At 64.5% G+C, this 22,010-nt stretch carries 18 protein-coding genes and 1 pseudogene; 17 read left to right on the forward strand and 2 right to left on the reverse strand.

Going from position 1 to position 22,010, the window contains the following annotated elements; genetic code table 11:
- The first annotated feature begins 229 nt into the window (after positions 1–229).
- The 3 genes from Q0T48_RS01190 to Q0T48_RS01200 all read left to right on the forward strand — a co-directional run bounded on the left by Q0T48_RS01190 (position 230) and on the right by Q0T48_RS01200 (position 3,900).
- Complete coding sequence (locus Q0T48_RS01190) at positions 230–1,561, forward strand: extracellular solute-binding protein (protein ID WP_295951247.1); 1,332 nt, start codon at positions 230–232, stop codon at positions 1,559–1,561.
- 64 nt (positions 1,562–1,625) lie between these two features.
- Positions 1,626–3,146 (forward strand): alpha-N-arabinofuranosidase, encoded by a 1,521-nt coding sequence (locus tag Q0T48_RS01195; protein WP_295951249.1) that lies wholly within the window; start codon positions 1,626–1,628, stop codon positions 3,144–3,146.
- A 34-nt stretch (positions 3,147–3,180) separates the two neighbouring features.
- On the forward strand, positions 3,181–3,900 hold the full coding sequence (locus tag Q0T48_RS01200; RefSeq protein WP_295951251.1) for a FadR/GntR family transcriptional regulator: 720 nt from the start codon (positions 3,181–3,183) through the stop codon (positions 3,898–3,900).
- A gap of 66 nt (positions 3,901–3,966) precedes the next feature.
- Here the strand turns inward: Q0T48_RS01200 and Q0T48_RS01205 are convergent, their stop codons facing one another.
- On the reverse strand, positions 3,967–4,536 hold the full coding sequence (locus tag Q0T48_RS01205; RefSeq protein WP_295951252.1) for a TetR/AcrR family transcriptional regulator: 570 nt from the start codon (positions 4,534–4,536) through the stop codon (positions 3,967–3,969).
- Between the two features lie 106 nt (positions 4,537–4,642).
- Between Q0T48_RS01205 and Q0T48_RS01210 the strand changes: the two genes are divergently transcribed.
- Positions 4,643–5,437 carry an SDR family oxidoreductase gene (locus Q0T48_RS01210; protein ID WP_295951254.1) on the forward strand — a complete coding sequence of 265 codons (795 nt, stop codon included), beginning with the start codon at positions 4,643–4,645 and terminating at the stop codon, positions 5,435–5,437.
- Between the two features lie 73 nt (positions 5,438–5,510).
- Here the strand turns inward: Q0T48_RS01210 and Q0T48_RS01215 are convergent, their stop codons facing one another.
- Positions 5,511–6,437: a LysR family transcriptional regulator gene (locus Q0T48_RS01215; protein WP_295951257.1), complete on the reverse strand. Its 927-nt coding sequence runs from the start codon at positions 6,435–6,437 to the stop codon at positions 5,511–5,513.
- 81 nt (positions 6,438–6,518) lie between these two features.
- Between Q0T48_RS01215 and Q0T48_RS01220 the strand changes: the two genes are divergently transcribed.
- The 13 genes and pseudogenes from Q0T48_RS01220 (at position 6,519) to Q0T48_RS01280 (ending at position 21,984) form a co-directional block, all read left to right on the forward strand.
- Positions 6,519–7,373: a MaoC family dehydratase N-terminal domain-containing protein gene (locus tag Q0T48_RS01220; RefSeq protein ID WP_295951260.1), complete on the forward strand. Its 855-nt coding sequence runs from the start codon at positions 6,519–6,521 to the stop codon at positions 7,371–7,373.
- A gap of 10 nt (positions 7,374–7,383) precedes the next feature.
- Positions 7,384–8,565, forward strand: a pseudogene (locus tag Q0T48_RS01225) (CaiB/BaiF CoA-transferase family protein).
- 3 nt (positions 8,566–8,568) lie between these two features.
- Positions 8,569–9,369 carry a CoA ester lyase gene (locus Q0T48_RS01230; RefSeq protein ID WP_295951263.1) on the forward strand — a complete coding sequence of 267 codons (801 nt, stop codon included), beginning with the start codon at positions 8,569–8,571 and terminating at the stop codon, positions 9,367–9,369.
- Positions 9,370–9,385: 16 nt separating this feature from the next.
- On the forward strand, positions 9,386–10,732 hold the full coding sequence (pcaB, locus tag Q0T48_RS01235; RefSeq protein WP_295951265.1) for a 3-carboxy-cis,cis-muconate cycloisomerase: 1,347 nt from the start codon (positions 9,386–9,388) through the stop codon (positions 10,730–10,732).
- A 21-nt stretch (positions 10,733–10,753) separates the two neighbouring features.
- On the forward strand, positions 10,754–12,064 hold the full coding sequence (gene dctA, locus Q0T48_RS01240; RefSeq protein ID WP_295951268.1) for a C4-dicarboxylate transporter DctA: 1,311 nt from the start codon (positions 10,754–10,756) through the stop codon (positions 12,062–12,064).
- 53 nt (positions 12,065–12,117) lie between these two features.
- Positions 12,118–13,995, forward strand: a complete 1,878-nt coding sequence (gene mutL, locus Q0T48_RS01245) for a DNA mismatch repair endonuclease MutL (protein WP_295951270.1) — start codon at positions 12,118–12,120, stop codon at positions 13,993–13,995.
- 3 nt (positions 13,996–13,998) lie between these two features.
- The gene (locus Q0T48_RS01250) at positions 13,999–14,391 is read left to right on the forward strand and encodes a hypothetical protein (protein ID WP_295951273.1); all 393 of its coding nucleotides are present in this window, start codon (positions 13,999–14,001) and stop codon (positions 14,389–14,391) included.
- Complete coding sequence (locus Q0T48_RS01255; RefSeq protein ID WP_295951276.1) at positions 14,388–15,365, forward strand: CapA family protein; 978 nt, start codon at positions 14,388–14,390, stop codon at positions 15,363–15,365. Before Q0T48_RS01250 ends, Q0T48_RS01255 begins: the two co-directional genes overlap by 4 nt.
- 172 nt (positions 15,366–15,537) lie before the next feature.
- Positions 15,538–16,734 (forward strand): GNAT family N-acetyltransferase, encoded by a 1,197-nt coding sequence (locus Q0T48_RS01260; protein ID WP_295951279.1) that lies wholly within the window; start codon positions 15,538–15,540, stop codon positions 16,732–16,734.
- A 2-nt stretch (positions 16,735–16,736) separates the two neighbouring features.
- Positions 16,737–17,684, forward strand: a complete 948-nt coding sequence (gene miaA / locus Q0T48_RS01265) for a tRNA (adenosine(37)-N6)-dimethylallyltransferase MiaA (protein WP_295951635.1) — start codon at positions 16,737–16,739, stop codon at positions 17,682–17,684.
- A complete protein-coding gene (locus Q0T48_RS01270) occupies positions 17,681–18,328 on the forward strand; it encodes an ABC transporter ATP-binding protein (RefSeq protein WP_295951281.1) in 648 nt (215 codons plus the stop codon). Before miaA ends, Q0T48_RS01270 begins: the two co-directional genes overlap by 4 nt.
- A gap of 75 nt (positions 18,329–18,403) precedes the next feature.
- Complete coding sequence (locus Q0T48_RS01275; protein ID WP_295951283.1) at positions 18,404–20,929, forward strand: ABC transporter permease; 2,526 nt, start codon at positions 18,404–18,406, stop codon at positions 20,927–20,929.
- Positions 20,930–21,003: 74 nt separating this feature from the next.
- A complete protein-coding gene (locus Q0T48_RS01280) occupies positions 21,004–21,984 on the forward strand; it encodes a carotenoid 1,2-hydratase (protein WP_295951638.1) in 981 nt (326 codons plus the stop codon).
- The last annotated feature ends 26 nt before the right edge of the window (positions 21,985–22,010 follow it).

A 22,010-nucleotide genomic window follows, 5' to 3' on the forward strand; every position in this document is an offset into this window, starting at 1 on the left:
GTAGGGGCGCAAAGTGGGCCCAAAGGCCCGCGAACCTAGCCCCAAGGGGTTAGAAAACGACTCGTTTTGGCCGGATTCGGCGCATTCTTGTTATCAGTACCCCGGAAGAGCCATTTTGAATGGCCTTGTTCAGCATTGCCCTAAAGCACGTTCCAAAGGTTTCAACGGGGCAGCGCCGATCCGCTGCACATCCAAAAAATGGCTTCGGCCTGACAAAGAGGAGACAAGCATGAGACTGAAAACCATTGCCGCCAGCCTGGTGGCAATCACCCTGGCCACCGGCAGCGCCCTGTGCGCGGCGCAGGCCAAGACCGAGATCACCGTGGCCCGCTTCTTTGGTGCCTGCGATGCCGACTACGGCAAAGCCGTGGATGCCAGCAAGGCGCATGGCGAGTGCGGCATCATCACCACGCTGATCAATGAATTCAACGCCACCAACAAAGACGGCATTGTGGTCAAACCGCAAATTGCCGAGTGGAATCCATACTACGACCAGCTCAGCGCCCGCATCGTGGCCAAAGACGTGCCCACCATCACCGTGATGCACGAGTCCGTACTCGGCGACTACGTGGCCCGCAAGCTGGTGGAGCCGCTGGACGAAGGCTTCAAGTCGGTCGGCATCAGTACCGACCAGTTCAGCGAACAGGCCAAAAAGGGCACGCAAATCGGCGGCAAAACCTACGCCCTGCCCTTCGACACCTGGTCCTGGCTGTGGCACATCAACGGCAACCTGATGAAGAAGGCCGGGCTGACCAAGGCCGACGGCTCGGTCATCCTGCCGCAAAGCCCCGAAGAGCTGCTGGCCCAGGCCCGCAAGTTCAAAGCCGCCACCGGCAAGCCTTACATGAGCTGGCCTGCTGCCGACGTGGCTGGCAACTTCCGCAGCCTGGTCACCTTGGTGGCGCAGCAAAACGGCACGCTGTTCGCCGCCAATGGCAAGCAGATCGACATGCACTCCAAGCCCGTGCGCAATGCCCTGGAACTGGCCAACACGCTCTACTCCGAAGGCCTGATCAAACCCAATCTGGACTACGGCGCAGGCAACCAGGCCTTTGTCAACGGTGACGTGGGTGTGCACATCGTCGGCACCTGGACGATTGGCGACTTTGTCGATGCCGCCGAAAAAGCCGATTCGCCCCTGCATGGTGGCTACTCGGTCGTGCCATTCGCCAAGATCTACGCCAAGAAAGCCGCGTTTGCCGACGGCCACAGCTGGGTGATGCTCAAGGGCGGCGCCAAAGACGAAAAGACCCGCCAAGCCGCGCTGACCTTCATGAAGTTCCTGTGGGACCGTGACTACGAGTGGGCCCGTACCGGCCACCTGCCCGCCAACACCACCGCCACCGCCCGCGACGACTTCAAGAAGCTGCCTTTCCGCAGCAACATCCTGGAGATCAGCAGCATCGGCGTGTCCGTGCCCAACAACGTGCCGCGCCAGCGCGCTATCGAAGCCATCGTCGGCGAAGAAATGGTCAACATGCTGCTGACCAAGAAGCCCATCGACGCAGTGCAAAAGTCGGCCGAAGAACGGGTCAACAAGCTACTGTCTACCGTCCGCTAAGCCCATCCACCGCCCCGGGGCCGCGATGGCGGCCCCAACCCCTTTTTTTCACAGGAAGCACACCATGATCTCCACCCGCCTGGTCGTAGACCGCGACTTCGCCGTCTCCGAACTTGACCGGCGCATCTTCGGCACCTTTGTCGAACACCTGGGCCGCGCGGTCTACACCGGCATCTATGAACCCGGCCACCCCACGGCCGACGCACGCGGCTTTCGCGGCGACGTGATGGAGCTGACCCGCGAACTCGGCCCCACCATCGTGCGCTACCCCGGCGGCAACTTTGTATCGGGCTACGACTGGGAAGACGGTGTCGGCCCCGCCGCAGACCGCCCGGTGCGCCTGGACCTGGCCTGGGCCTCCACCGAGACCAACCAGTTCGGCACCAATGAATTCATGGAGTGGTGCGCCGCCACCGACATCGAACCCATGTGGGCCGTGAACCTGGGCACGCGGGGCCCCAATGAAGCCCGTGAATTCATCGAATACTGCAACCACCCCGGCGGCACCGCCCTGTCCGACCTGCGCAAGTCGCACGGCGTGGCGGCCCCGCACGGCATCAAGTTCTGGTGCCTGGGTAACGAGATGGACGGCCCTTGGCAGATCTACTCCAAAACCGCCGACGAATACGGCCGCATCGCCCACGAAACCGCCAAGCTCATGCGCCTGGTGGACCCGACCATCCAGCTCGCCGCCTGCGGCTCGTCGGCGCACAACATGCCCACCTACGGCCAGTGGGAAGACACGGTGCTGGAGCACTGCTTCGACGACGTGGACTTCATCTCGCTGCACACCTATTTCGAGAACCGCGGCGACTCTACGCCCGAGTTTTTTGGCTGCATCGAGCAGATGGACCAGTCGATCAAGGAAATCGTCGCCGTGGCCGATGGCGTGGCGGCGCGCAAGCACTCGGCCAAGCGCATCATGCTGTCGTTTGACGAGTGGAACGTCTGGTACAAGGCCCGCTCCATCAACGACCTGCGCCAGCCCGGCTGGCCGCAAGCGCCGCGCCTGCTGGAAGAAATCTACAACACCGAAGATGCTTTGGTGGTGGGCGGCGCGCTCATCGTGATGATGAACAACGCCGACCGCGTCAAGGTCGCCTGCCTGGCGCAACTGGTCAACGTGATCGGCCCCATCATGACCGAGCCCGGTGGCCCAGCCTGGCGCCAAACCATCTTCTACCCGTTTGCCCAGGCCACCCGCTTTGCCCACGGCAAGGTGCTACGTCCGGTGATCGACTCGCCCAGCTACGAGGCCAAAAGCCACCCCGAAATCCCCTACCTCTGCGCTTGCGTGGTGGACGACGAAGCCACCGGCACCACCACGGTGTTTGCGCTAAACCGCCACCTCACCGAGAGCATGCAGCTGCGCATCGAGCTGCGCGGCCTCGGCACCACGCGCACGCTGGACCACGCGCTGGCCCTGCACCACAGCAATATGAAGGCCACCAACACCAAGGACGCGCCCAACACCGTTGTGCCCGAAAATAACCCCCACGTGCAGGTAGACGGCGAAACCATCTTGGCAGAACTCAAGCCCGGATCGTGGAACGTGATCGTGACGACGGCAACAGGCCGCAAATAAAAAGGGGGCACGCGATGCCCCAAAAGGAAACCGCATGTTTGAACGTGAACCGCTGGTCGGCACCATGACCGCCCAGGTGGCCAAAATCATCGGCATGCGCGTCGTGGGCGGTGAATTTTTGCCGGGCGACGTGCTGCCGGTAGAAAGCGACCTGTGCAGCGCCTACGGCGTCAGCCGCACCACCGTGCGCGAGGCCATCAAACAGCTATCGAGCAAGCGGCTGATCGACGTGTCGCCCAAAATCGGCACGCGGGTGCTGCCGTTTGCCGACTGGAACCTGCTGGACCGCGACGTGCTAGCTTGGCGGCTGCACGCCCAGTTCGACACCAAGATCATCGAAGACATCTACGAGATGCGCCTGTGCTTCGAGCCGCGCGCCTGCTTTCTGGCCGCCCAGGCAGGCAACGCCGCCGACATGCAACTGCTGGATAGCCGCTACCACGCGCTGGCCGCCGCCTACACCACCAACGAGGTACGCGCCGCCGCCGAGGCCGACCTGGCCTTCCACATGACCATCATCGAGGTGTCGCGCAACGGCATGTTCATCACCATCGGCAACGGCATCAAGGCGGCCCTGCGGGTGTCGTCCGAAATGCTGCTGCGCCACGCCACCCGCCCCAGCGAAGACCTGGACCTGCACGCCGCCGTGCACCGCCACATCCTGGCGCACGAACCCGATGCTGCGGCCAAGGCGATGACGGATTTGCTGACCGCATCGCAAGCCCGGCTGTTGCCCTACACCGTCAAACCTTGACTACCTATAAAAAAGGCCTCCGGTGCTTATCCAACCAGCATGAGAAGCTACTTTTTATATAGCACACTACATTTTTGAGGTGGTACGCGCCACGGCCTGCAAAATCTCTTCCGACAGGGCCGCATCGTCCACCGCCCGTGCCAGCACCAGCGCGCCCACCATGGCGGCATAGGTCGCCAGCGCCTTCTCGCGTTGGGCGGCTTTGGAGCGGCCCGGCATCCACTGCGCCAGCATAGCGGCCATGACCTGGATGCCTTCGGTCACCGCGCGGCGCACCGGGGCCGACTGGCGCGCCACCTCGGAGCCCAAGGCCGCCACCCAGCAGCCCTGGCCGGGCTGGTCGCGGTGGGCCGTGGACAAATAGGCCGCGCTAACGGCCTGCAGCGGCTGGTCCGGCGCATCGGCTGCCATCTGCTGCCACCAGGCCGTGCCGCCCTCGAACGCCCGGGTGCTGGCCTGGGCCAGCAAATCGTCTTTGGAGCTGAACTGGCCATAAAAGCCGCCGTGGGTCAGCCCGGCGGTTTTCATGATGTCGGCCAGGCCCACCCCGTCAAAACCCCGCTCGCGGAACAGCTGCGCGGCCACGCCCAGCACGCGTTCACGGTTCTCAACGGCTTGTTCGCGGCTGACTTTCATGGTCGTCCTCTCAGAAAAAATAAGAATGCTTGACATTTTAAATGACGATCAACATATAATTTAATCATGACGACCGTCATATAAAATCCACTTCTGAAAGCACACTATGACCCACTCTTCTCTCGGCACCGCCCTCATCACCGGCGCATCCACCGGCATCGGCGCGGTCTACGCCGACCGCCTGGCCCAGCGCGGCTACCACCTGCTGCTGGTCGCCCGCGACGTGGCCCGGCTCGAAGCCCTGGCTGCCCGGCTGCGCAGCGTCCACGGCGTGCAGGTCGAAGTGCTGCCCGCCGACCTGACCGCCAAAGCCGACGTGGCCCGCATCGAGCAGCGCCTGCGCAGCGACGACGCCATCACCCTGCTGGTGAACAACGCGGGTGTCGCCAGCAACGGCACCCTGGCGGAATCGGACATCGACAGCGTAGACACCATGGTGCAGCTCAACGTGGTCACCCTGACCCGGCTGTCGGCAGCAGCGCTGGCCAGTTTTGTGCCGCGTGGCAGGGGCACCTTGGTCAACATCGCCTCGGTGGTGGCCCTGGCCCCCGAGACCTTCAACGCCAGCTACAGCGCCAGCAAGGCCTATGTGCTCAGCCTGAGGCAAAGCCTGCACGCCGAAGCCAGCCCCCACGGCGTGCAGGTGCAGGCCGTGTTGCCCGGTGCCACGCGCACCGAAATCTGGGAGCGTGCCGGCATGGACCTGGCCCACTTTCCGGCCGGGATGGTGATGGAAGCCGGTGCACTGGTGGATGCCGCGCTGGTTGGGCTGGACCGCCACGAGCTGATCACCATCCCGTCCCTGCCCGATGCCGCCGACTGGGCGGCCCTGGGTGCGGCCCGCGCCAAGCTGGGGCCGAATCTGTCGCTGAGCCAGCCCGCACCGCGCTACTTGGCGTAAACAATCTCGCTGGGGCCATCTGGGCATGTATTACCAAATACGGCCCTAGCGCAATTATTGGTTAGGCTTGTTGCTATGGATTCGGGAGCACATCCACTGGCTTTCTGCGCATGAGCGCATCGCGCAAATGCCGGTGAAACGCCTCTGCCGCGGGCCGCAGGCTGGCACCATGCCGCGTCAATAGCCCCAGCTTGCGCACGATGGGCGGGTCGCGCAGGGCCACGCCGACCAGGCTGGGGTGCTGGCGCGGCAAGGCCATGCGGGGCACGGCGGCCAGGCCCAGGCCCGCCTCGACCATGCCCAGCAGGGTGGCGACATGGCTCACTTCAAACGCAAAGCTGGGGTTTACGCCGGCCTTGGCCAATGCGTCGTCTTGCAACTGGCGGTTGCCGCTGCTGCGGGCCACCGAAATCAGCCGCTCTGCACCCAGCTCGGCCCAGCGGATGGCCTTGCGGTCGGCCAGCGCGTGGCTGCGCGGCATGGCCAGCACAAACGGGTCGTCGTGGATGGGCTCAAACGCCACTTCGGGCACCTGGGTGCTCATGAAACCGATGCCAAAGTCGGCCTCGCCCGAAATCACGCTCGACAGCATCTGGTTCACGCTCTCGTCTACCACGCGGATGCGGATGGCCGGGTACTGCTCCAAAAAGCTGCGCAGCGCCACCGGCAAAAAATACAGCGCTGCCGACGGCACACAGGCCACCGTGACCCGCCCGCCCCGGCTGGGGGCCAGGTCGGTGATGCCCAGCAAGGCCGATTCCAGGTCGTCCAGCGCCGAACGGGCGCGCTCCAGAAACACGCGGCCCAGGCTGGTCAGCTCCACCTCGCGGGTGGTGCGGTGGAACAGACGGTGGCCCAGGATGGTCTCCAGCTTGTCGATGCGGCGGCTCAGCGCCGGGGGCGACAGGTGGATCTGGTCGGCGGCCGCGCGGAAGCTGCCGCGCTCGGCCACGGCCACAAAGGCCTGCAGCTGCTGTAAATCAAAATTGATGCGTGCCATGCAGGAATGGTATTAAAAGTTGCACTTGGCGGATAGTCCCCCGGTGCGGATCATTGCGGCATTCACTCAAAAGGATGCGCAGTGGAGACACACAACTTAGCCGACTGGATAGGCCGCAGCGAGACGGTGGCCGACACCGCCACCCCCACGCCCTACGCCGCTTTGTCCGCCACGCTGGACTGGCCCGCCGACCGGCCCGCGCCCGGCACACCCCTGCCCAGCCTGTGGCACTGGCTGTACTTTTTGCCCCTGCACCGCCAGTCGGACATCGGTCCCGACGGCCACGCCCAACGCGGCGGCTTCATGCCCCCGGTGCCGCTGCCCCGGCGCATGTGGGCGGGCAGCGACTTTGTGTTCCACCAGCCCATTTTGGTGGGCGACACGCTGGAGCGCACCTCCACTATCGCCGACGTGCAAGAGAAAACGGGGCGCACCGGCAGCCTGGTCTTCGTCAAGGTGCGCCACGAAGTACGGCGCAACGGCAGCAGCGAAGTCGCTTTAACCGAGCACCACAACATCGTCTACCGCGCCGCTGCCTCGCCAGACGACGTGATACCGCCCCCCGCTCTGGCCCCGGCCACGGCACGCTGGAGCCGCGCCATCGTGCCCGACGACGTGCTGCTGTTCCGCTACTCGGCCCTGACCTTCAACGGCCACCGCATCCACTACGACCGCCAATACGTCACCACCGTCGAGGGCTACCCCGGCCTGGTGGTGCACGGCCCGCTGATCGCCACCCTGCTGATGGACCTGCTGCGCCGCCAAATGCCGCAGGCGCGGGTACTGCAGTTCACCTTCAAGGCGGTGCGGCCCACCTTCGACATCCACCCGTTTTCGGTTCACGGCGCGCCGTCGGCCGACGGCAAAACCATCCATCTGTGGGGCCGTGACCACCAGGGCTTCCTGACCATGGATGCCACCGCAACTCTCGAATAAGAAGAACAGCATGCAACCGTTAAAAGACATCACCGTCGTCACCTTGGAGCACGCCATCGCCGCGCCCTTTGCCACCCGGCAACTGGCCGACCTGGGGGCCCGCGTCATCAAGATCGAGCGCCCCGGCGTGGGCGACTTTGTCCGTGGCTACGACGAAAGGGTGCGCGGCCTGGCCTCGCACTTCGTCTGGACCAATCGCTCCAAAGAAAGCCTGACGCTGGACGTGAAAGACCCCGAAGCGCAAAAAATCCTGCTGCGCCTGATCGCCGAAGAAGCCGACGTGGTGGTGCAAAACCTGGCCCCCGGCGCGGCCGCCCGACTGGGCCTGTCGTATGAGGCGCTGTGCAAAGTGCGCCCCAACATCATCGTCTGCGACATCTCCGGCTACGGTGCAGACGGCCCCTACCGCGACAAAAAGGCCTACGACCTGCTAATCCAGAGCGAAGCCGGGTTTGTGTCCGTCACTGGCACGCCAGACACGCCCTCCAAAGCCGGGCCGTCGATTGCCGACATCTCGGCGGGCATGTACGCCTACACCAACATCCTGGCCGCGCTGATGCAGCGCCAGCAAACCGGCCAAGGCCAGCACATCGACGTGTCCATGCTGGAGTCGCTGACCGAATGGATGGGCTACCCGCTGTACTACGCGTTCGACGGGGCCGCCCCACCACCTCGATCGGGGGCCAGCCACGCCACCATCTACCCCTACGGCCCGTTCCCGGCGGGCGACGGCAAAACCGTGATGCTGGGCCTGCAGAACGAGCGCGAATGGAAAGGCTTTTGCGAGCAGGTGCTGCTGCAGCCGGCGCTGGCCGCGGACGAACGCTTCACCAGCAATTCCAAACGCAGCGCGGCCCGCGCTGAGCTCTCAGAACTGATAGTGCAAGCCTTTTCCACCCTGACCGCCGCGCAAGTCGTCAAGCGGCTGGAGCAGGCCAGCATCGCCAACGCCTAGGTGAACAGCATGGCCGAGGTCTGGGCCCATCCACAACTGCAGGCAAGAAACCGCTGGACCGCGGTGGACACGCCCCAGGGCCGCGTCCCCGCCCTGCTGCCGCCCGGCTCCTGGCACACCGCCGCGCCGCGCATGGATGCCGTGCCCGCGCTGGGCCAGCACACGGCGGCGATTCTGGCAGGCCAAGGCTACAGCGCCGAGCAGGTCGCGGCGTTGCGCAGCGTAGGCACGGTGTAAGCCATGACCCAGACCTACCTTTTTGTGCCCGGCAACCGCCCGGAGCGCTTTGCCAAGGCCCTGGCCAGCGGGGCCGACCGCATCATCGTGGACCTGGAAGATGCCGTGCTGCCCGCCGACAAGCCGCAAGCCCGCCGCGCCTTTGCCGAATGGCATGCCACGGCAGACACATCGCGCGTGCTGCTGCGCATCAACGATGCCCACAGCCCGTTTTACGCCGACGATATCGCCCTGCTATACGCCTGCGCCCTGCCCTGCGTGATGCTGGCCAAGACCGAGTCGCCTGCGCAAATAGCGGATGTCAAAACCGCCCACAGCGGCACGGTGCTGGCGCTGGTTGAATCCGCACGCGGCTTGCTGGGGGCGGAGGCGATTGCAGCCGCACCCGGCGTGGCCCGTCTGGCATTCAGCAGCATCGACTACGCACTGGATCTGGACCTGCCCAGCGACAGCCCGGCGCTGGACATGGCCGCCGTGCACCTCGCCCTGGCCAGCCGCGCCGCCAACCTGCCCGCCCCGGTGGCCGGGGTCACGGTGGCGCTGGATGCCGCTGTGGTGGCGGCAGACATGGCCCACGCCCAGCGTCTGGGCTTCAGCGCCAAGCTGTGCATCCACCCCAGCCAGGTCCCCGCCGTGCGCGCCGCCCTGGCCCCCAGCGCCGTCGACCTGGCCTGGGCCGCCCGTGTGCAAGCGGCCTACAGCGCCAACCCCTCGGGCGCGCTGCAATTGGACGGAAAAATGATCGACCGCCCCGTGCTGCTCAAAGCCCAGCGCCTGCTGGCAACCACTTCCCTTACTTATTAATCAAGGAGACAACCCCATGGCATCCATCATCGACTCGCGCATCTTTGGCGACATCTTCAGCGACGCAAAAATGCGCGCCGTCTGGTCCGACGAGAACCGCACCGCCAAGTACCTGGACATTGAGCGCGCCCTGGCCAAGGTGCAGGGGCAACTCGGCATCATTCCGCAAGAGGCGGCGGACGAGATCGTCCAGAACTGCAATATAAAGATGATCGACTGGGCCCAGCTCAAGGCCAAGACCGAGCAGATCGGCTACCCCACCATCGCCGTGGTCAACCAGATCAACGCCAACTGCCGCGACAAGCTGGGCGAGTACTGCCACTGGGGGGCCACCACCCAGGACATCACCGACACCGCCACCGTGCTGCAAATGCGCGAAGGCCTGGCGCTGGTGGAGGCAGATCTGAAAGCCATCTCGGATTCTCTGGCCCACCTGTCGCGCACCTACCGCGACACGCCCATCATCGGCCGCAGCAATCTGCAGCAGGCGATTCCCATCACCTTCGGCTTCAAGATGGCCAGCATCTTGGCCGGTATCGAGCGCCACCGCGAGCGGCTGGAGCAGCTCAAGCCGCGCGTGTTCATGGGCGAGTTTGGCGGCGCGGCGGGCACGCTGGCCTCGCTGGAAAAAGGCGCGATGGAAACCCAAGCCGGATTGATGGCCGAGCTGGGCCTGGCCTGCCCGCCCATCGCCTGGCACACCGTGCGCGACACCATCGCCGAAGTGGGGGCCTTCCTGGCCCTGGTCGGCGGCTCACTGGGCAAGATTGCCATGGACGTGAAGCTGATGATGCAAACCGAAGTGGCCGAGGTGTTCGAGCCCTACGCCCCGGGCCGCGGCTCGTCCAGCACCATGCCGCAAAAACGCAACCCCATCTCCTGCCTGTACATCCACGCCAACATCTCGGTGGCGCGCCAGCACGCCGCCGCGCTGATGGACGCGATGGTGGCCGACCACGAGCGTTCCACCGGCCCCTGGGAGATCGAATGGGTGTCGCTGCCCGAAATCTTCTGCCTGATGTCGGGTGCGCTCAAACAGACCAAGTTTGTACTGGCCGGGCTGAAGGTAGACACCGTGCAAATGCGCCGCAACATCGACATGACCCATGGCCTGGTGATGTCCGAGGCCGTGATGATGGGCCTGGGCCCCTTCATTGGCCGCGAATACGCCCACGACCTAGTCTACGAGCTGTGCCGCAAAGCCCTGAAACAGCAGCGTCCGCTGGTCGAGATTCTGGCCGCCCACCCCGAGATCAACGCCCATGTGTCACGTGCGCAGCTCGATGCCTTCTGCGACCCCGCCAACTACCTGGGCCAGGCCGGGGTGATGGTGGACCAGGTGCTGGCCAACCTGCGCGACTAAAACCAATACCAGGAGACAAACATGCAAGTCAAAAAATTACTCAAACTGCTCTATGTCCAGGTCTTGATCGGCCTGGCCTTGGGCATCACCGTGGGCCACTACTGGCCCGAATTTGGCGCCAGCCTCAAGCCCCTGGGCGACGGCTTCGTCCAGCTGGTCAAGATGATGATTGCGCCGGTGGTGTTTTGCACCATTGTCAGCGGCATCACCTCGCTCAACGACTCCAAGGAAATCGGCAAAACCCTGCTCAAGTCCATGGGCCTGTTCTACGTGCTGACCATCCTGGCACTGCTCACCGGGCTGGCGGCGGTGCTGCTGCTGCAACCCGGCGCGGGCATGCACATCGACCCCAAGCTGCTCGACCCCGGCGTGGCCGCCAAGTTTGGCGGCAAGGAGCCGCCCAAGGGCTTTGTGGACTTCATGATGCACATCATTCCGCACTCCTTCTTTGGTGCGTTTGCCGAGGGCGAGGTGCTGCCGGTGCTGCTACTGGCCGTGCTGTGCGGCTTTGGCCTGAGCCGTATTGGCCGTGCCGGGCAGCCGGTGCTGGAGGCGATTGAAGCTTTCTCGGAAATGCTGTTTTCGGTGTTTGGCCTGCTGATGCGGCTGGCCCCGGTGGGGGCGTTTGGGGCCATGGCCTTTACCGTGGGGCGCTACGGCATCAAATCCATCGGCTCGCTGGGCTTTTTGATCGGCACCTTCTACACCGCCTGCATCTTCTTCGTGGTGGTGGTGCTGGGCCTGCTGGCCCGGATGCATGGCTTTCAGCTGTGGAAATTGATGCGCTACATCCGCGAAGAGCTGCTGGTGGTGCTGGGCACCTCGTCCAGCGAACCGGTGCTGCCACGCCTGCTGATGAAGCTGGAGCGCCTGGGCTGCAAGAAAGGCATCGTCGGCCTGGTGCTGCCCACCGGCTATTCCTTCAACCTGGACGGCACGGCCATTTACCTGACGCTGGCCTCGCTGTTCATCGCCCAGGCCTGCGACATCACACTCAGCTGGGGCCAGATCGGTGCCATGCTGGGGCTGATGCTGCTGACCTCCAAGGGCGCGGCGGGCGTGACCGGCAGCGGCTTTGTTGCCCTGGTGGCCACGCTGACCGTGATGCCCGACCTGCCGGTGGCCGGTTTGGCGCTGATCGTCGGTGTGGACCGTTTCATGTCCGAAGCACGCGCCCTGACCAGCACCATCAGCAACGCCGTGGCCTGCGTGGTGGTGTCGATCTGGGAGAAGGCCTGCGACCGCGAGCTGGATGCCGGGTACGTGGAGCCCGAACTGACGCTGGACAACCCCCGCCCCCAGGGCTCCCACGGCCAGCACCAGCCGGTGTAGGTCTATCGGGGGCCGTGGCGCTACCGGCTGCGCCCGGCCCCTAAAATCAAGCGGTGAATGCACCCATCCCCACCCCTCCCCGCCGCACTATCCGCGAGCTACCCGACGAACTCATCAGCCAGATTGCCGCAGGCGAAGTGGTGGAGCGCCCTGCCTCGGTGGTGCGCGAACTGGTCGACAACGCGCTGGACGCGGGCGCCACCCAGATCACCCTGCGCCTGCTGGCCGGGGGCGTGCGTCTGATTGCGGTGGAAGACGACGGTGGCGGCATCCCCATGGAAGAGCTGCCCATTGCCCTGAAACGCCACGCCACCAGCAAGATCAGCAACCTGCAGGACCTGGAATCGGTGGGCACCATGGGGTTTCGCGGCGAAGCCCTGGCCGCTATCAACTCCATAGCTGACATGGCAATCTTGTCGCGCGCCAGCGGCCAATCGAATGCTTTTTTATTGGATGGCCGCAGTGGCGAGTTGAAACCCGTGGCCCGCAGCACCGGCACCACGGTGGAGGTGAAAGAACTGTTCTTCAGCACCCCGGCGCGGCGCAAATTCTTGAAAACCGATGCCACCGAACTGTCCCACTGCGTGGAAGCCGTGCGCCGCCACGCACTGGCCCGGCCCGACGTGGGCTTTGCCATCTGGCACGAGGGCAAACTGGTCGAGCAATGGCGCGCCTGTTCGGCCCCAAACAACATCGATGCCATCAGCGCCCGTCTGCGTGACGTGCTGGGCGACGACTTTGCCGACCGCTCGGTGGCGGTAGACCACCTGAGCAGCATGCGCGATCACGGCGGTCAGGCCGTGCGCGTCTGGGGCCGGGTCGGCATTCCCGATGCCGCCCGCGCCCGGCCCGACCAGCAGTTTGCCTACGTGAACGGCCGCTTCGTGCGCGACAAAGTCATCACCCACGCCGCCCGCAGCGCCTACGAAGACGTGCTGCACGGCCAGCGCCAGCCGATCTACGCGCTGTATGTGGAAATCGATCCGACCCGGGTAGACGTGAACGTGCACCCCACCAAGATCGAAGTGCGCTTTCGCGACAGCCGCGAAGTGCACCAGGCCGTGCGCCGCGCGGTGGATGCGGCCCTGGCGGCCCCGCGTGCGGCGGCTGCAGCCCTGGCGGTACCAGTCAGTGCCAATGTAGCAGCACCCGACTTTTTTAAAGAAAATAGGCCGCTAGCCCAGGTACTGCCTACACAAGTAGCTATGCAGTTTGTAGCACCCATCACGTCGACAACACACCGTGTGTCGGACATGGAAGCGCTCTGGCCGATCCAGCCCACCGCTGCCGTGCGCCCGCCAGCAACCACGCCCGCCCAGCCCTTGCCCGCGGCCGCATCTACGGAGGTGTGGCCCTTGGGCCGCGCCATCGCCCAGCTGCAAGGCATCTATATTCTGGCCGAAAACGCCCAGGGCCTGGTCATCGTGGACATGCATGCCGCACACGAGCGCATCGTCTACGAGCGCCTCAAAACCCAGCTGGTGGATGCGCGCATCACCAGCCAGCCGCTGCTGATCCCGGTGACCTTCGCCGCCACGCCGCAAGAGGTGGCTACCGCCGAAGCCCATACCGAGACGCTGGCCACGCTGGGCCTAGAGATCACCCCGTTCTCGCCCAAAACCCTGGCCGTACGGGCCGTACCCACCACCCTGGTGCAGGGCGACGCAACCGAACTGGCACGCAGCGTGCTTGCCGAACTGGCACAACACGAGGCCAGCACCGTGATCCAACGCGCCCAGAACGAACTGCTCGGCACCATGGCCTGCCACGGTGCGGTGCGCGCCAACCGCCGCCTCACGGTCGATGAAATGAACGGACTGCTGCGCCAAATGGAAACCACCGACCGCTCGGACCAATGCAACCACGGCCGACCGACGTGGCGGCAGATCACCATCAAAGAACTGGATGCCCTCTTCATGCGCGGACGCTGACCGATGAAAAACCTGCTGCTCCTGGCCGCGTTGACCTGTGGCATCGCCCAGGCCGAAACCGTGGCCTGCCACGTCAGCTACGGCGGCGAAACCCAGGTCATCCGCGCCCAGCCCGCCACCACGCCTTACACCGTCGCGCCGACCTCCATCGGCTCGTACTTTATGTTCCGCCTGGTGTTCGAACGCCAGCCGCCCGGCCTGGCCGCCATCAAGCTCTATACCTACGCCGACCGCGACCCGCCGCAAGGCGCGGTACTGCTGCACCAGGCCGACTACCTGTACCCGCCGCCGCCCGTGAACAAGCGCAACGGCCAATACGGCTTCACCGGCCTGCAACGTGTCTACGAACCCATCCGCGATGGCGAGCTATATTACTGGTGCGAACTCACAAAATGAACAAACCGGCCCTCCTTGCTGTACTGGCCTGCCTGCCCCTCTGGTGCCACGCCGCTGCGCCCACCGTCCAACTGATCTTCGGCGGTGACGTGATGCTTGACGACGGCCCGGGCCGCCTGATTGCCGCCGGTGGCGACCCGCTGGCCCCCATCGCCCCGTTGCTGCAGGCGGCCGACGTGGCCATCGCCAACCTGGAAACCTCGATTGCCAGCACCACCACAGGTACGCCGCTGGACAACAAAATCTACACTTTCCGCGCCGCGCCCAACACTGTCAACGTGCTCAAAGGCCGGTTCGCCGCCATGTCGGTGGCCAACAACCACAGCGGTGACTTCGGCCGCGATGCCTTCATGGAAACCCTGGCGCACCTGCGCAGCGTGGACATTGCGGCCTTTGGCGGCGGGGCCAACCTGCGCGCGGCCCACATGCCCTACTGGATTGCCAAAAATGGCATCCGCATCGCCCTGCTGGGCTACGACGAATTCAAACCACGCTCCTTCGAGGCCGGGGCCGACTGGCCCGGTGTGGCCTGGAGCGAAGACAGCGAAGTGGTGGCCGACATCCGCGCCGCCAAAGCCGCCGGGGCCGACGTGGTGATCCCTTTCATGCACTGGGGCTGGGAGCGCGAACCCGAGCCCAGTCAGCGCCAGCGCGACTTGGCCAAGTTGATGGTGCAGGCCGGGGCCGACGCCGTGGTGGGCAGTCACCCGCACGTCACCCAGGGTACCGACATGGTGCTGGGCAAGCCGGTGATCTGGAGCCTGGGTAATTTGGTGTTTGACGGTTTTGAACTACCCGCCGCCAAGCTGGGCTGGCTACTGCGCATGGCCGTGGACAAGCATGGCGTACAGAGCTGGAATACAGTAGCCGTGCGCATGGATGCCGACGGCACCCCCACGCCCGACCCCGGCACCCGTACACCGTGCGGTAGCCGGGGAAAAGCCAAACAAGATGCGTGTTTGAACGTAAAGTGACTGCAAACTCAAACTTGCCCCGCTCTCAGTGCAGGCACTTTATTACCGAGGACCCTATGGCTAGCACTTACACGTACAACTCCTCGGTCTTGGTGCCCCTGCGCCACGCTACTTGTGGCTTTGCTGGGCAACATGGTGCTGCGCGGATCTGTGCTGTGATCGCTTAAACCGTATGCTCACTTTGCACGATCCAAAGGCAGACATCCCTTTCAGCACCGAGCTTTTAACCGCCGGCCCCTTAGAACCCGCTCTGCAACAGGCTTGGCAAACACTATTAGCGCACAGCAAAAGCCCTGAAAAAGTATTCCAGACGCCCGAATATTTTGCGTTCATATCCCAAATTCCCAACAAAGGAAACAGCCAGGAACTGCTGGTAGCCAAAGACGCACTAAGCCAAGAAATAATAGCCGTTTTACCCTTGCGTGCCGGGCGGCGCACTCTGTGCCTTAATATTGGCAACTACACTGTGCTGCATTTGAGGCTGCGCGCCATTGCATTACTGGGCAGTATTCCACTGACGACCGATAATTTATCGCTACGCGAAGCGTTGATAGATTCAATATTTCAGAATTTCCCAGAAAAAAATACTATCGCCATGCAATCACTGCCCAAAGACAGTGATTTTTACCAGCAACTGCGAAGCTCTAAAAGCATCCGGAAAAAGTACGGCATTTTTGTCAAAGACGGCTGGCGTGCCTGCCACACCACACCTTTACCTGACACCTATGCGTCTTACTTGGGCCATTTCAAAGCCAAAAAACGCTACAATCTGAATGGCCAAATCAAGCTCTTGGAGAAAAATGCAGGCCTGCTGCAGTTGGTACGCATAGATGCCCCCGAGCACATTCCAGAGCTGACAGAAGCGATTAAAAAATTGCTTCCAGTGCAGACTCTCAAAAGCTTTTTAAATGAAGAGCAATTTACCAATTTAGCCCAGAAGAAAATAAAACTCAGCTATATTCTTAAATGCAATGGAATTGCCCACGCCATTATTATCGGCATCAAGGCCGAGGGCACTTACCATATCCATAATATTCTGTACGACCAAGACAAGGCCGAATACTCTCCGGGCACATCGGTATTGCATTTGGCGATTGAAGACCTGATTGATAATTTGAAAATATCGCTTATTGACTACGGCTACGGCAGCCCCGAGCATTCCTACCAGTCATCGAATGTGCCCAAACTGCGCGGCCATGTTTTTCTGTACCAAAGGACCTGGTCTAACCTCCTCATGTTTTCGACCTATTCCGCGTATTCCACCCTGGTCAACGGGGTGAAGAGGCTGGTGTCTCGCCTACAACCTGTATTGGGGCAAATGCAGCACAAAGCGCCGCTGCCCGTCGCCCTTTGCCTGACGTTTCTATAGTGCTGCCAACCCACCCGCTCCCCCGCTGCATCGCCCTCGCAGGCCCCACCGCTTCGGGTAAAACCGCCGCCGCACTGGCCATTGCCCAACGTTGGGATGTCGAGATCATCAGCGTCGATTCGGCCCTGGTCTACCGGGGCATGGACATTGGCACGGCCAAACCCAGCGCCACCGAACTGGCCCAGGTGCCGCACCACCTCATCAACATCCGCGACCCGCTGCAGGCCTACAGCGCTGCCGAATTCGTGCGCGATGCCGAAGAATTACTGCATGCCATCCACGCCCGCGGCCGCCTGCCGCTGCTGGTGGGCGGCACCATGCTGTACTTCAAGGCCTTGTTTGACGGCATCGACCCCATGCCAGGTACCCACCCGGCCCTGCGTGCCACCATCGAAGCCGAGGCCGCCGAACACGGCTGGCCCGCCATGCACGCCCAGTTGGCGCTGGTAGACCCGGTCACCGCCGCCCGCCTGCAACCCATGGACACCCAACGCATCCAGCGGGCACTGGAAGTGTGGCGTGCCTCCGGCCAGCCTTTGTCCAGCTTCCACGCTACAAAAGACGTAGCTGCTCGCGCAGACAGAATATGCGCTACAACCCTTATTTCCTTGGAACCTGACGATCGCGCCTGGCTGCACGAACGCATCGCCCTGCGCTTTGACCAGATGCTGGCCGCAGGCTTTCTGGACGAAGTGGTGACCCTGCGTGCCCGCGGCGACCTGTACGCCGACCTGCCCAGTATGCGCTGCGTCGGCTACCGCCAGGCCTGGGAGGCGTTGGAAGGCACTTTGCCCATGGACGAGCTACGCGACCGCGGCATCTTCGCCACCCGCCAGCTGGCCAAACGCCAAGTCACCTGGCTGCGCTCCATGCCGCAGCGCCACATCGTCGCCTGCGATGCGCCAGATGCGCTGCAGCAGGTGCTGGCCCTGGTAGAGCAATCGGTATGAGTCTGCGCATTGAAGGTTTAAGCAAACGCTACGGCGACAGCACCGTGTTCGCCAACGTCTCGCTGCAGGTGCAGCCCGGCGAGTTCGTCGCCATCGTCGGCGAATCCGGCGTAGGCAAATCCACCCTGCTCAACTGCATGGCCGGACTGGACAGCTGGGACAGCGGCAGCGTACACATCGGTGGCGTCGATTTGGGCGGCCTCAGCGACGACCAGCGTGCCCTGCTGCGGCGCAAACAAGTGGGCTTCGTGTTCCAGGCCTTCCACGTCTTGCCGCACCTGGACGTAATCCAAAACGTGGCCTTGCCGCTGATGCTGCTGGGCCAACAAGACGATGCCCGCGTGCAAAGCCTGTTGGCTGCGGTGGGGCTGGAAGGTCTGGGTGCGCGCCTGCCCCAGCAACTCAGCGGCGGCCAGCTCCAGCGCGTCGCCATCGCCCGTGCCCTGGTACACCGCCCGGCCCTGCTGCTGGCCGACGAGCCCACGGGCAACCTCGACCCCACCACCGCCGCCAAGGTGATGGACGCATTGCTGGCCCAAACCCGCGCCCAGGGTGCCGCCCTGGTGCTGGTCACCCATTCGCAAGCCGCCGCGGCGCGGGCCGACCGGGTGCTGCAGCTGCGGGTGGACGGAATTCAGGCATGAAACCGACCGCTAGCGCATATAAAACCTACGCTGGCAGCTATCGTTTTGATAGTTTTTGGCGCTAACGCAATCCGCATGCCCTCCCCCCTGCGTGCCCTGCTGCGCACCTACTCCTGGCAAGAACTCAAACACCACCCCTGGCGCAACGCAGCCGCCGTGGTGGCGGTGATGCTGGGGGTGGCGCTGGCGTTTTCGGTGCAGCTCATCAACGCGTCGGCGCTGAGCGAGTTCTCCAGCGCCGTCAGCGCCGTAGGTGGGCAGCCGGACCTGGAGCTACGGGCCACGCAGGGGCGGTTTGACGAGGCGGTGTATGCGCGCGTGGCCACCCATCCCGACGTGGCCGTGGCCAGTCCGGTGCTGGAGGTGGCGACCTTTGCGCTGGACACCGCCGGGCAACGTGTGCCGCTGAAGGTGCTTGGCGTGGATGCCTTGGTGGTGGCGGCAGTGGCCCCCGGTGTGATGCCGGTGCCCAACAAAGATGCCAACCGTCTGGCCCTGTTTGCGCCCGACGCGGTGTTCTTGAACCCCGCAGCCCAGCAGGCGCTGGCCCAACCGGTGCATTTGCAAAACGGGCCAACCCTGCAGACCGCAGGCTCGGTGGCCGCCACCGGCCCGGCGCTGGCGGTGATGGACATTGGCGCAGCGCAAGACGCATTCAACGCGCTGGGCCAGCTCTCGCGCATCGACCTGCGGCTGCGTGCCGGGGTGGACCACGCGGCATTTGTGCAGGCGCTGGCCCTGCCGTCCGGCATTACCGCCGCCGAGCCGGGCGATGCGGCCCAGCGGGTCAGTAACCTGTCACGCGCCTACCGGGTCAACCTGACGGTGCTGGCGCTGGTGGCGCTGTTCACCGGGGCATTTTTGGTGTTCTCGGTGCTGTCGCTCAGCGTGGCCAAGCGGGCGCAGCAGTTTGCGCTGCTGGGCGTGCTGGGCCTGACCGGGCGCGAGCGGCTGCAACTGGTACTGGCGGAATCGCTGGTGCTGGGCGGCATCGGCAGCCTGGCGGGCATTGCGCTGGGCACAGCGCTGGCGGCACTGGCTCTGCGCGTGCTGGGCGGGGATTTGGGCGGCGGCTACTTTGCTGGAGTGGCTCCGCGCCTGCAGTGGGACGCGACCGCCGCCCTGGTGTACGGCGCGCTGGGCGTGGCGGCGGCAGCGGTGGGCGGCTGGTGGCCCGCGCGGGCGGCGCAGCGTTTGCCTGCGGCGCAAACGCTCAAAGGCCTGGGCGCAGATTTGGGCCGTGCCTCGGCAAGCTGGATGAGTTGGGTTTTGATCGCGCTGGGCCTGCTGCTGGCGCTGGCCCCGCCGGTATTCGGCATTCCGCTGGGCGCGTACCTGTCGGTAGCCTTGCTGCTGGTGGGTGGCATCACTGCCCTGCCATGGCTGATTGCCGCGTTGTACGACCGGCTGGCCCCGCTGCTGGCGCACCGGCTGCTGCCCATGCTGGCAATAGAGCGGGCGCGCCGGGTGCGGCAAAGTGCGGCCGTGGCCGTCAGCGGCGTGGTGGCCTCGCTGAGCCTGGCAGTGGCGCTGACGGTGATGGTGGCCAGCTTTCGGGATTCCATGGTGCAGTGGCTGGACGTGGTGCTGCCTGCCGACCTCTATGTGCGCAGCCCCACCGCCAGCGCGGGCAACGACGCGTTGACGCTGCCGCCCACATTCGTCCAAGCGGTTGCCCAGATCCCCGGCGTGCAGCGCGTCGCCACCCAGCGCAGCCGCGCCCTGCTGCTCGACCCCGGCAAACCCAGCGTGGCGCTGATCGCCCGGCAGATCGGTGACCCGGCCCGCAGCCTGCCGCTGGTGGGCAACGCGCTGCCGGTACCCAAGGAGCAGATCGGCATCTACGTGAGCGAGCCGATGGTGGATTTGTACGGTGCCCGGCCCGGCACCACGTTTGCACCACTTTTTAAGGCTTTTATGCCTCTAGCGCAGACAGCACCTACGCCACCAGCTATTTTTTATGTAGCAGGCGTATGGCGCGACTACGCCCGGCAGTTTGGTGCCATCAGCATGGAGCAGGCCGATTTTGTGCGCCTGACCGGCGACGAGCAGGTGAACGACATGGCGCTATGGCTGCAAGACGGCGCGCAAGAAGCCCAGGTGCAAGCGGCGGTCCGCGCCCTCAGCGATGCGCCGCTGGAGTTCTCGTCGGTGGGCCAGATCCGCGCCATCTCTTTGAAGATTTTTGACCGCAGCTTCGCCGTAACCTACTGGCTGCAGGCCATCGCTATTGCCATCGGCCTGTTTGGCGTGGCGGCCAGCTTCAGTGCCCAGGTGCTGGCGCGGCGCAAGGAATTCGGACTGCTGGCCCACCTGGGCCTGACGCGGCGGCAGATTTTGACCGTGGTGGCCGGTGAAGGTGCGGCCTGGACGCTGATCGGCTCGGTGGCCGGGCTGGCGCTGGGCCTGGCCGTGTCCATGGTGCTGGTGTTTGTGGTGAACCCGCAAAGCTTCCACTGGACTATGGACCTGCACCTGCCCTGGCCCCGCCTGCTGCTGCTGTGCGCCGCCGTGGTGCTGGCCGGCACGGTCACAGCCTGGCTGGCCGGGCGGGCGGCGGCCGGGCAAGACGCGGTGTTGGCGGTGAAGGAGGATTGGTGATACATCGGCGTAACTACTTAATCCTAGCCCTGGCCAGCCTGGGCGGGGGTGCATTCGCCCTGCCCCCCGCCGACATGTACTTCCCGCGCGACCTGGGCAGCCACCCGGACTTTGGCACCGAGTGGTGGTACGTCACCGGGCGGGCCCTCTCCGGCAGCCGCGAATTCGGCTTCCAGCTCACCTTTTTCCGCAGCCGCGTGGCCGCCACCCAGAGCATGGCCTCCCGCTTCGCCGCCAAGCAACTGCTGTTCGCCCATGCCGCCCTCACCGACGTGCAGGGCAAAAAACTCTGGCACGACCAGCGCATTGCCCGCGCCGGTTTTGGCGTGGCCCAGGCCAGCGAGGCCGACACCGCGGTGCGCCTGCGCGACTGGGCGCTGGTGCGCACCGGCACCACCTATACCGCAGACCTGCCCGCCCGCGACTTCGGCCTGCACCTGCAGCTCGCACCCACCCAGGCGCTAGTGCTGCAAGGCAGCCAAGGCCTGTCGCGCAAAGGCCCCCAAATCGACCAGGCCAGCTACTACGTCAGCCAGCCGCAACTGGCCGTCAGCGGCCACCTGCAACTGCAAGGCCAGCGCTTCGAGATCACGCCCGACACCAGCCGCGCCTGGCTGGACCACGAATGGAGCAACGCCTACCTGCACCCCGAAGCCGTAGGCTGGGACTGGCTAGGCATGAACCTGCAAGACGGCAGCGCCCTGATGGCCTTCCGCATCCGCCGCCAAGACGGCAGCACCCTGTGGGACGGCGGCTCGCACCGCACAGCCCAAGGTGCGCTCACCATCTTTCAGCCCGGCGCAACCCGCTTCACCCCCGGCCGCGTCTGGACCAGCCCGGCGAACCAGGCGCGCTATCCGGTGGAATGGGCGCTGGATACGCCGATGGGGCGGTTCAGCGTGCAGGCGGTATTGGACAACCAGGAGCTGGACAGTCGGGGCTCCACCGGTGCCGTGTACTGGGAAGGACTCAGCCGCCTGCTGGATGCGCAGGGGCTTTTGATCGGGCACGGGTATCTGGAGATGACGGGGTATGCGGGGGCGTTGCGGATGTAGGTTTTCGAACCTATTTTCAGATGCTA

This window comes from Rhodoferax sp., from assembly GCF_025354435.1.
Classification (GTDB): domain Bacteria; phylum Pseudomonadota; class Gammaproteobacteria; order Burkholderiales; family Burkholderiaceae_C; genus Rhodoferax_B.

Coding starts and splice junctions, on each gene's coding strand:
- dctA (WP_295951268.1), top strand. CDS start 10,754: ATGCAAGTCAAAAAATTACTCAAACTGCTCTATGTCCAGGTCTTGATC.
- Q0T48_RS01190 (WP_295951247.1), top strand. CDS start 230: ATGAGACTGAAAACCATTGCCGCCAGCCTGGTGGCAATCACCCTGGCC.
- Q0T48_RS01250 (WP_295951273.1), top strand. CDS start 13,999: ATGAAAAACCTGCTGCTCCTGGCCGCGTTGACCTGTGGCATCGCCCAG.
- Q0T48_RS01230 (WP_295951263.1), top strand. CDS start 8,569: ATGACCCAGACCTACCTTTTTGTGCCCGGCAACCGCCCGGAGCGCTTT.
- Q0T48_RS01210 (WP_295951254.1), top strand. CDS start 4,643: ATGACCCACTCTTCTCTCGGCACCGCCCTCATCACCGGCGCATCCACC.
- Q0T48_RS01280 (WP_295951638.1), top strand. CDS start 21,004: ATGTACTTCCCGCGCGACCTGGGCAGCCACCCGGACTTTGGCACCGAG.
- Q0T48_RS01255 (WP_295951276.1), top strand. CDS start 14,388: ATGAACAAACCGGCCCTCCTTGCTGTACTGGCCTGCCTGCCCCTCTGG.
- Q0T48_RS01270 (WP_295951281.1), top strand. CDS start 17,681: ATGAGTCTGCGCATTGAAGGTTTAAGCAAACGCTACGGCGACAGCACC.
- Q0T48_RS01195 (WP_295951249.1), top strand. CDS start 1,626: ATGATCTCCACCCGCCTGGTCGTAGACCGCGACTTCGCCGTCTCCGAA.
- Q0T48_RS01205 (WP_295951252.1), bottom strand. CDS start 4,536: ATGAAAGTCAGCCGCGAACAAGCCGTTGAGAACCGTGAACGCGTGCTG.
- pcaB (WP_295951265.1), top strand. CDS start 9,386: ATGGCATCCATCATCGACTCGCGCATCTTTGGCGACATCTTCAGCGAC.
- Q0T48_RS01275 (WP_295951283.1), top strand. CDS start 18,404: ATGCCCTCCCCCCTGCGTGCCCTGCTGCGCACCTACTCCTGGCAAGAA.
- Q0T48_RS01215 (WP_295951257.1), bottom strand. CDS start 6,437: ATGGCACGCATCAATTTTGATTTACAGCAGCTGCAGGCCTTTGTGGCC.
- Q0T48_RS01260 (WP_295951279.1), top strand. CDS start 15,538: ATGCTCACTTTGCACGATCCAAAGGCAGACATCCCTTTCAGCACCGAG.
- Q0T48_RS01200 (WP_295951251.1), top strand. CDS start 3,181: ATGTTTGAACGTGAACCGCTGGTCGGCACCATGACCGCCCAGGTGGCC.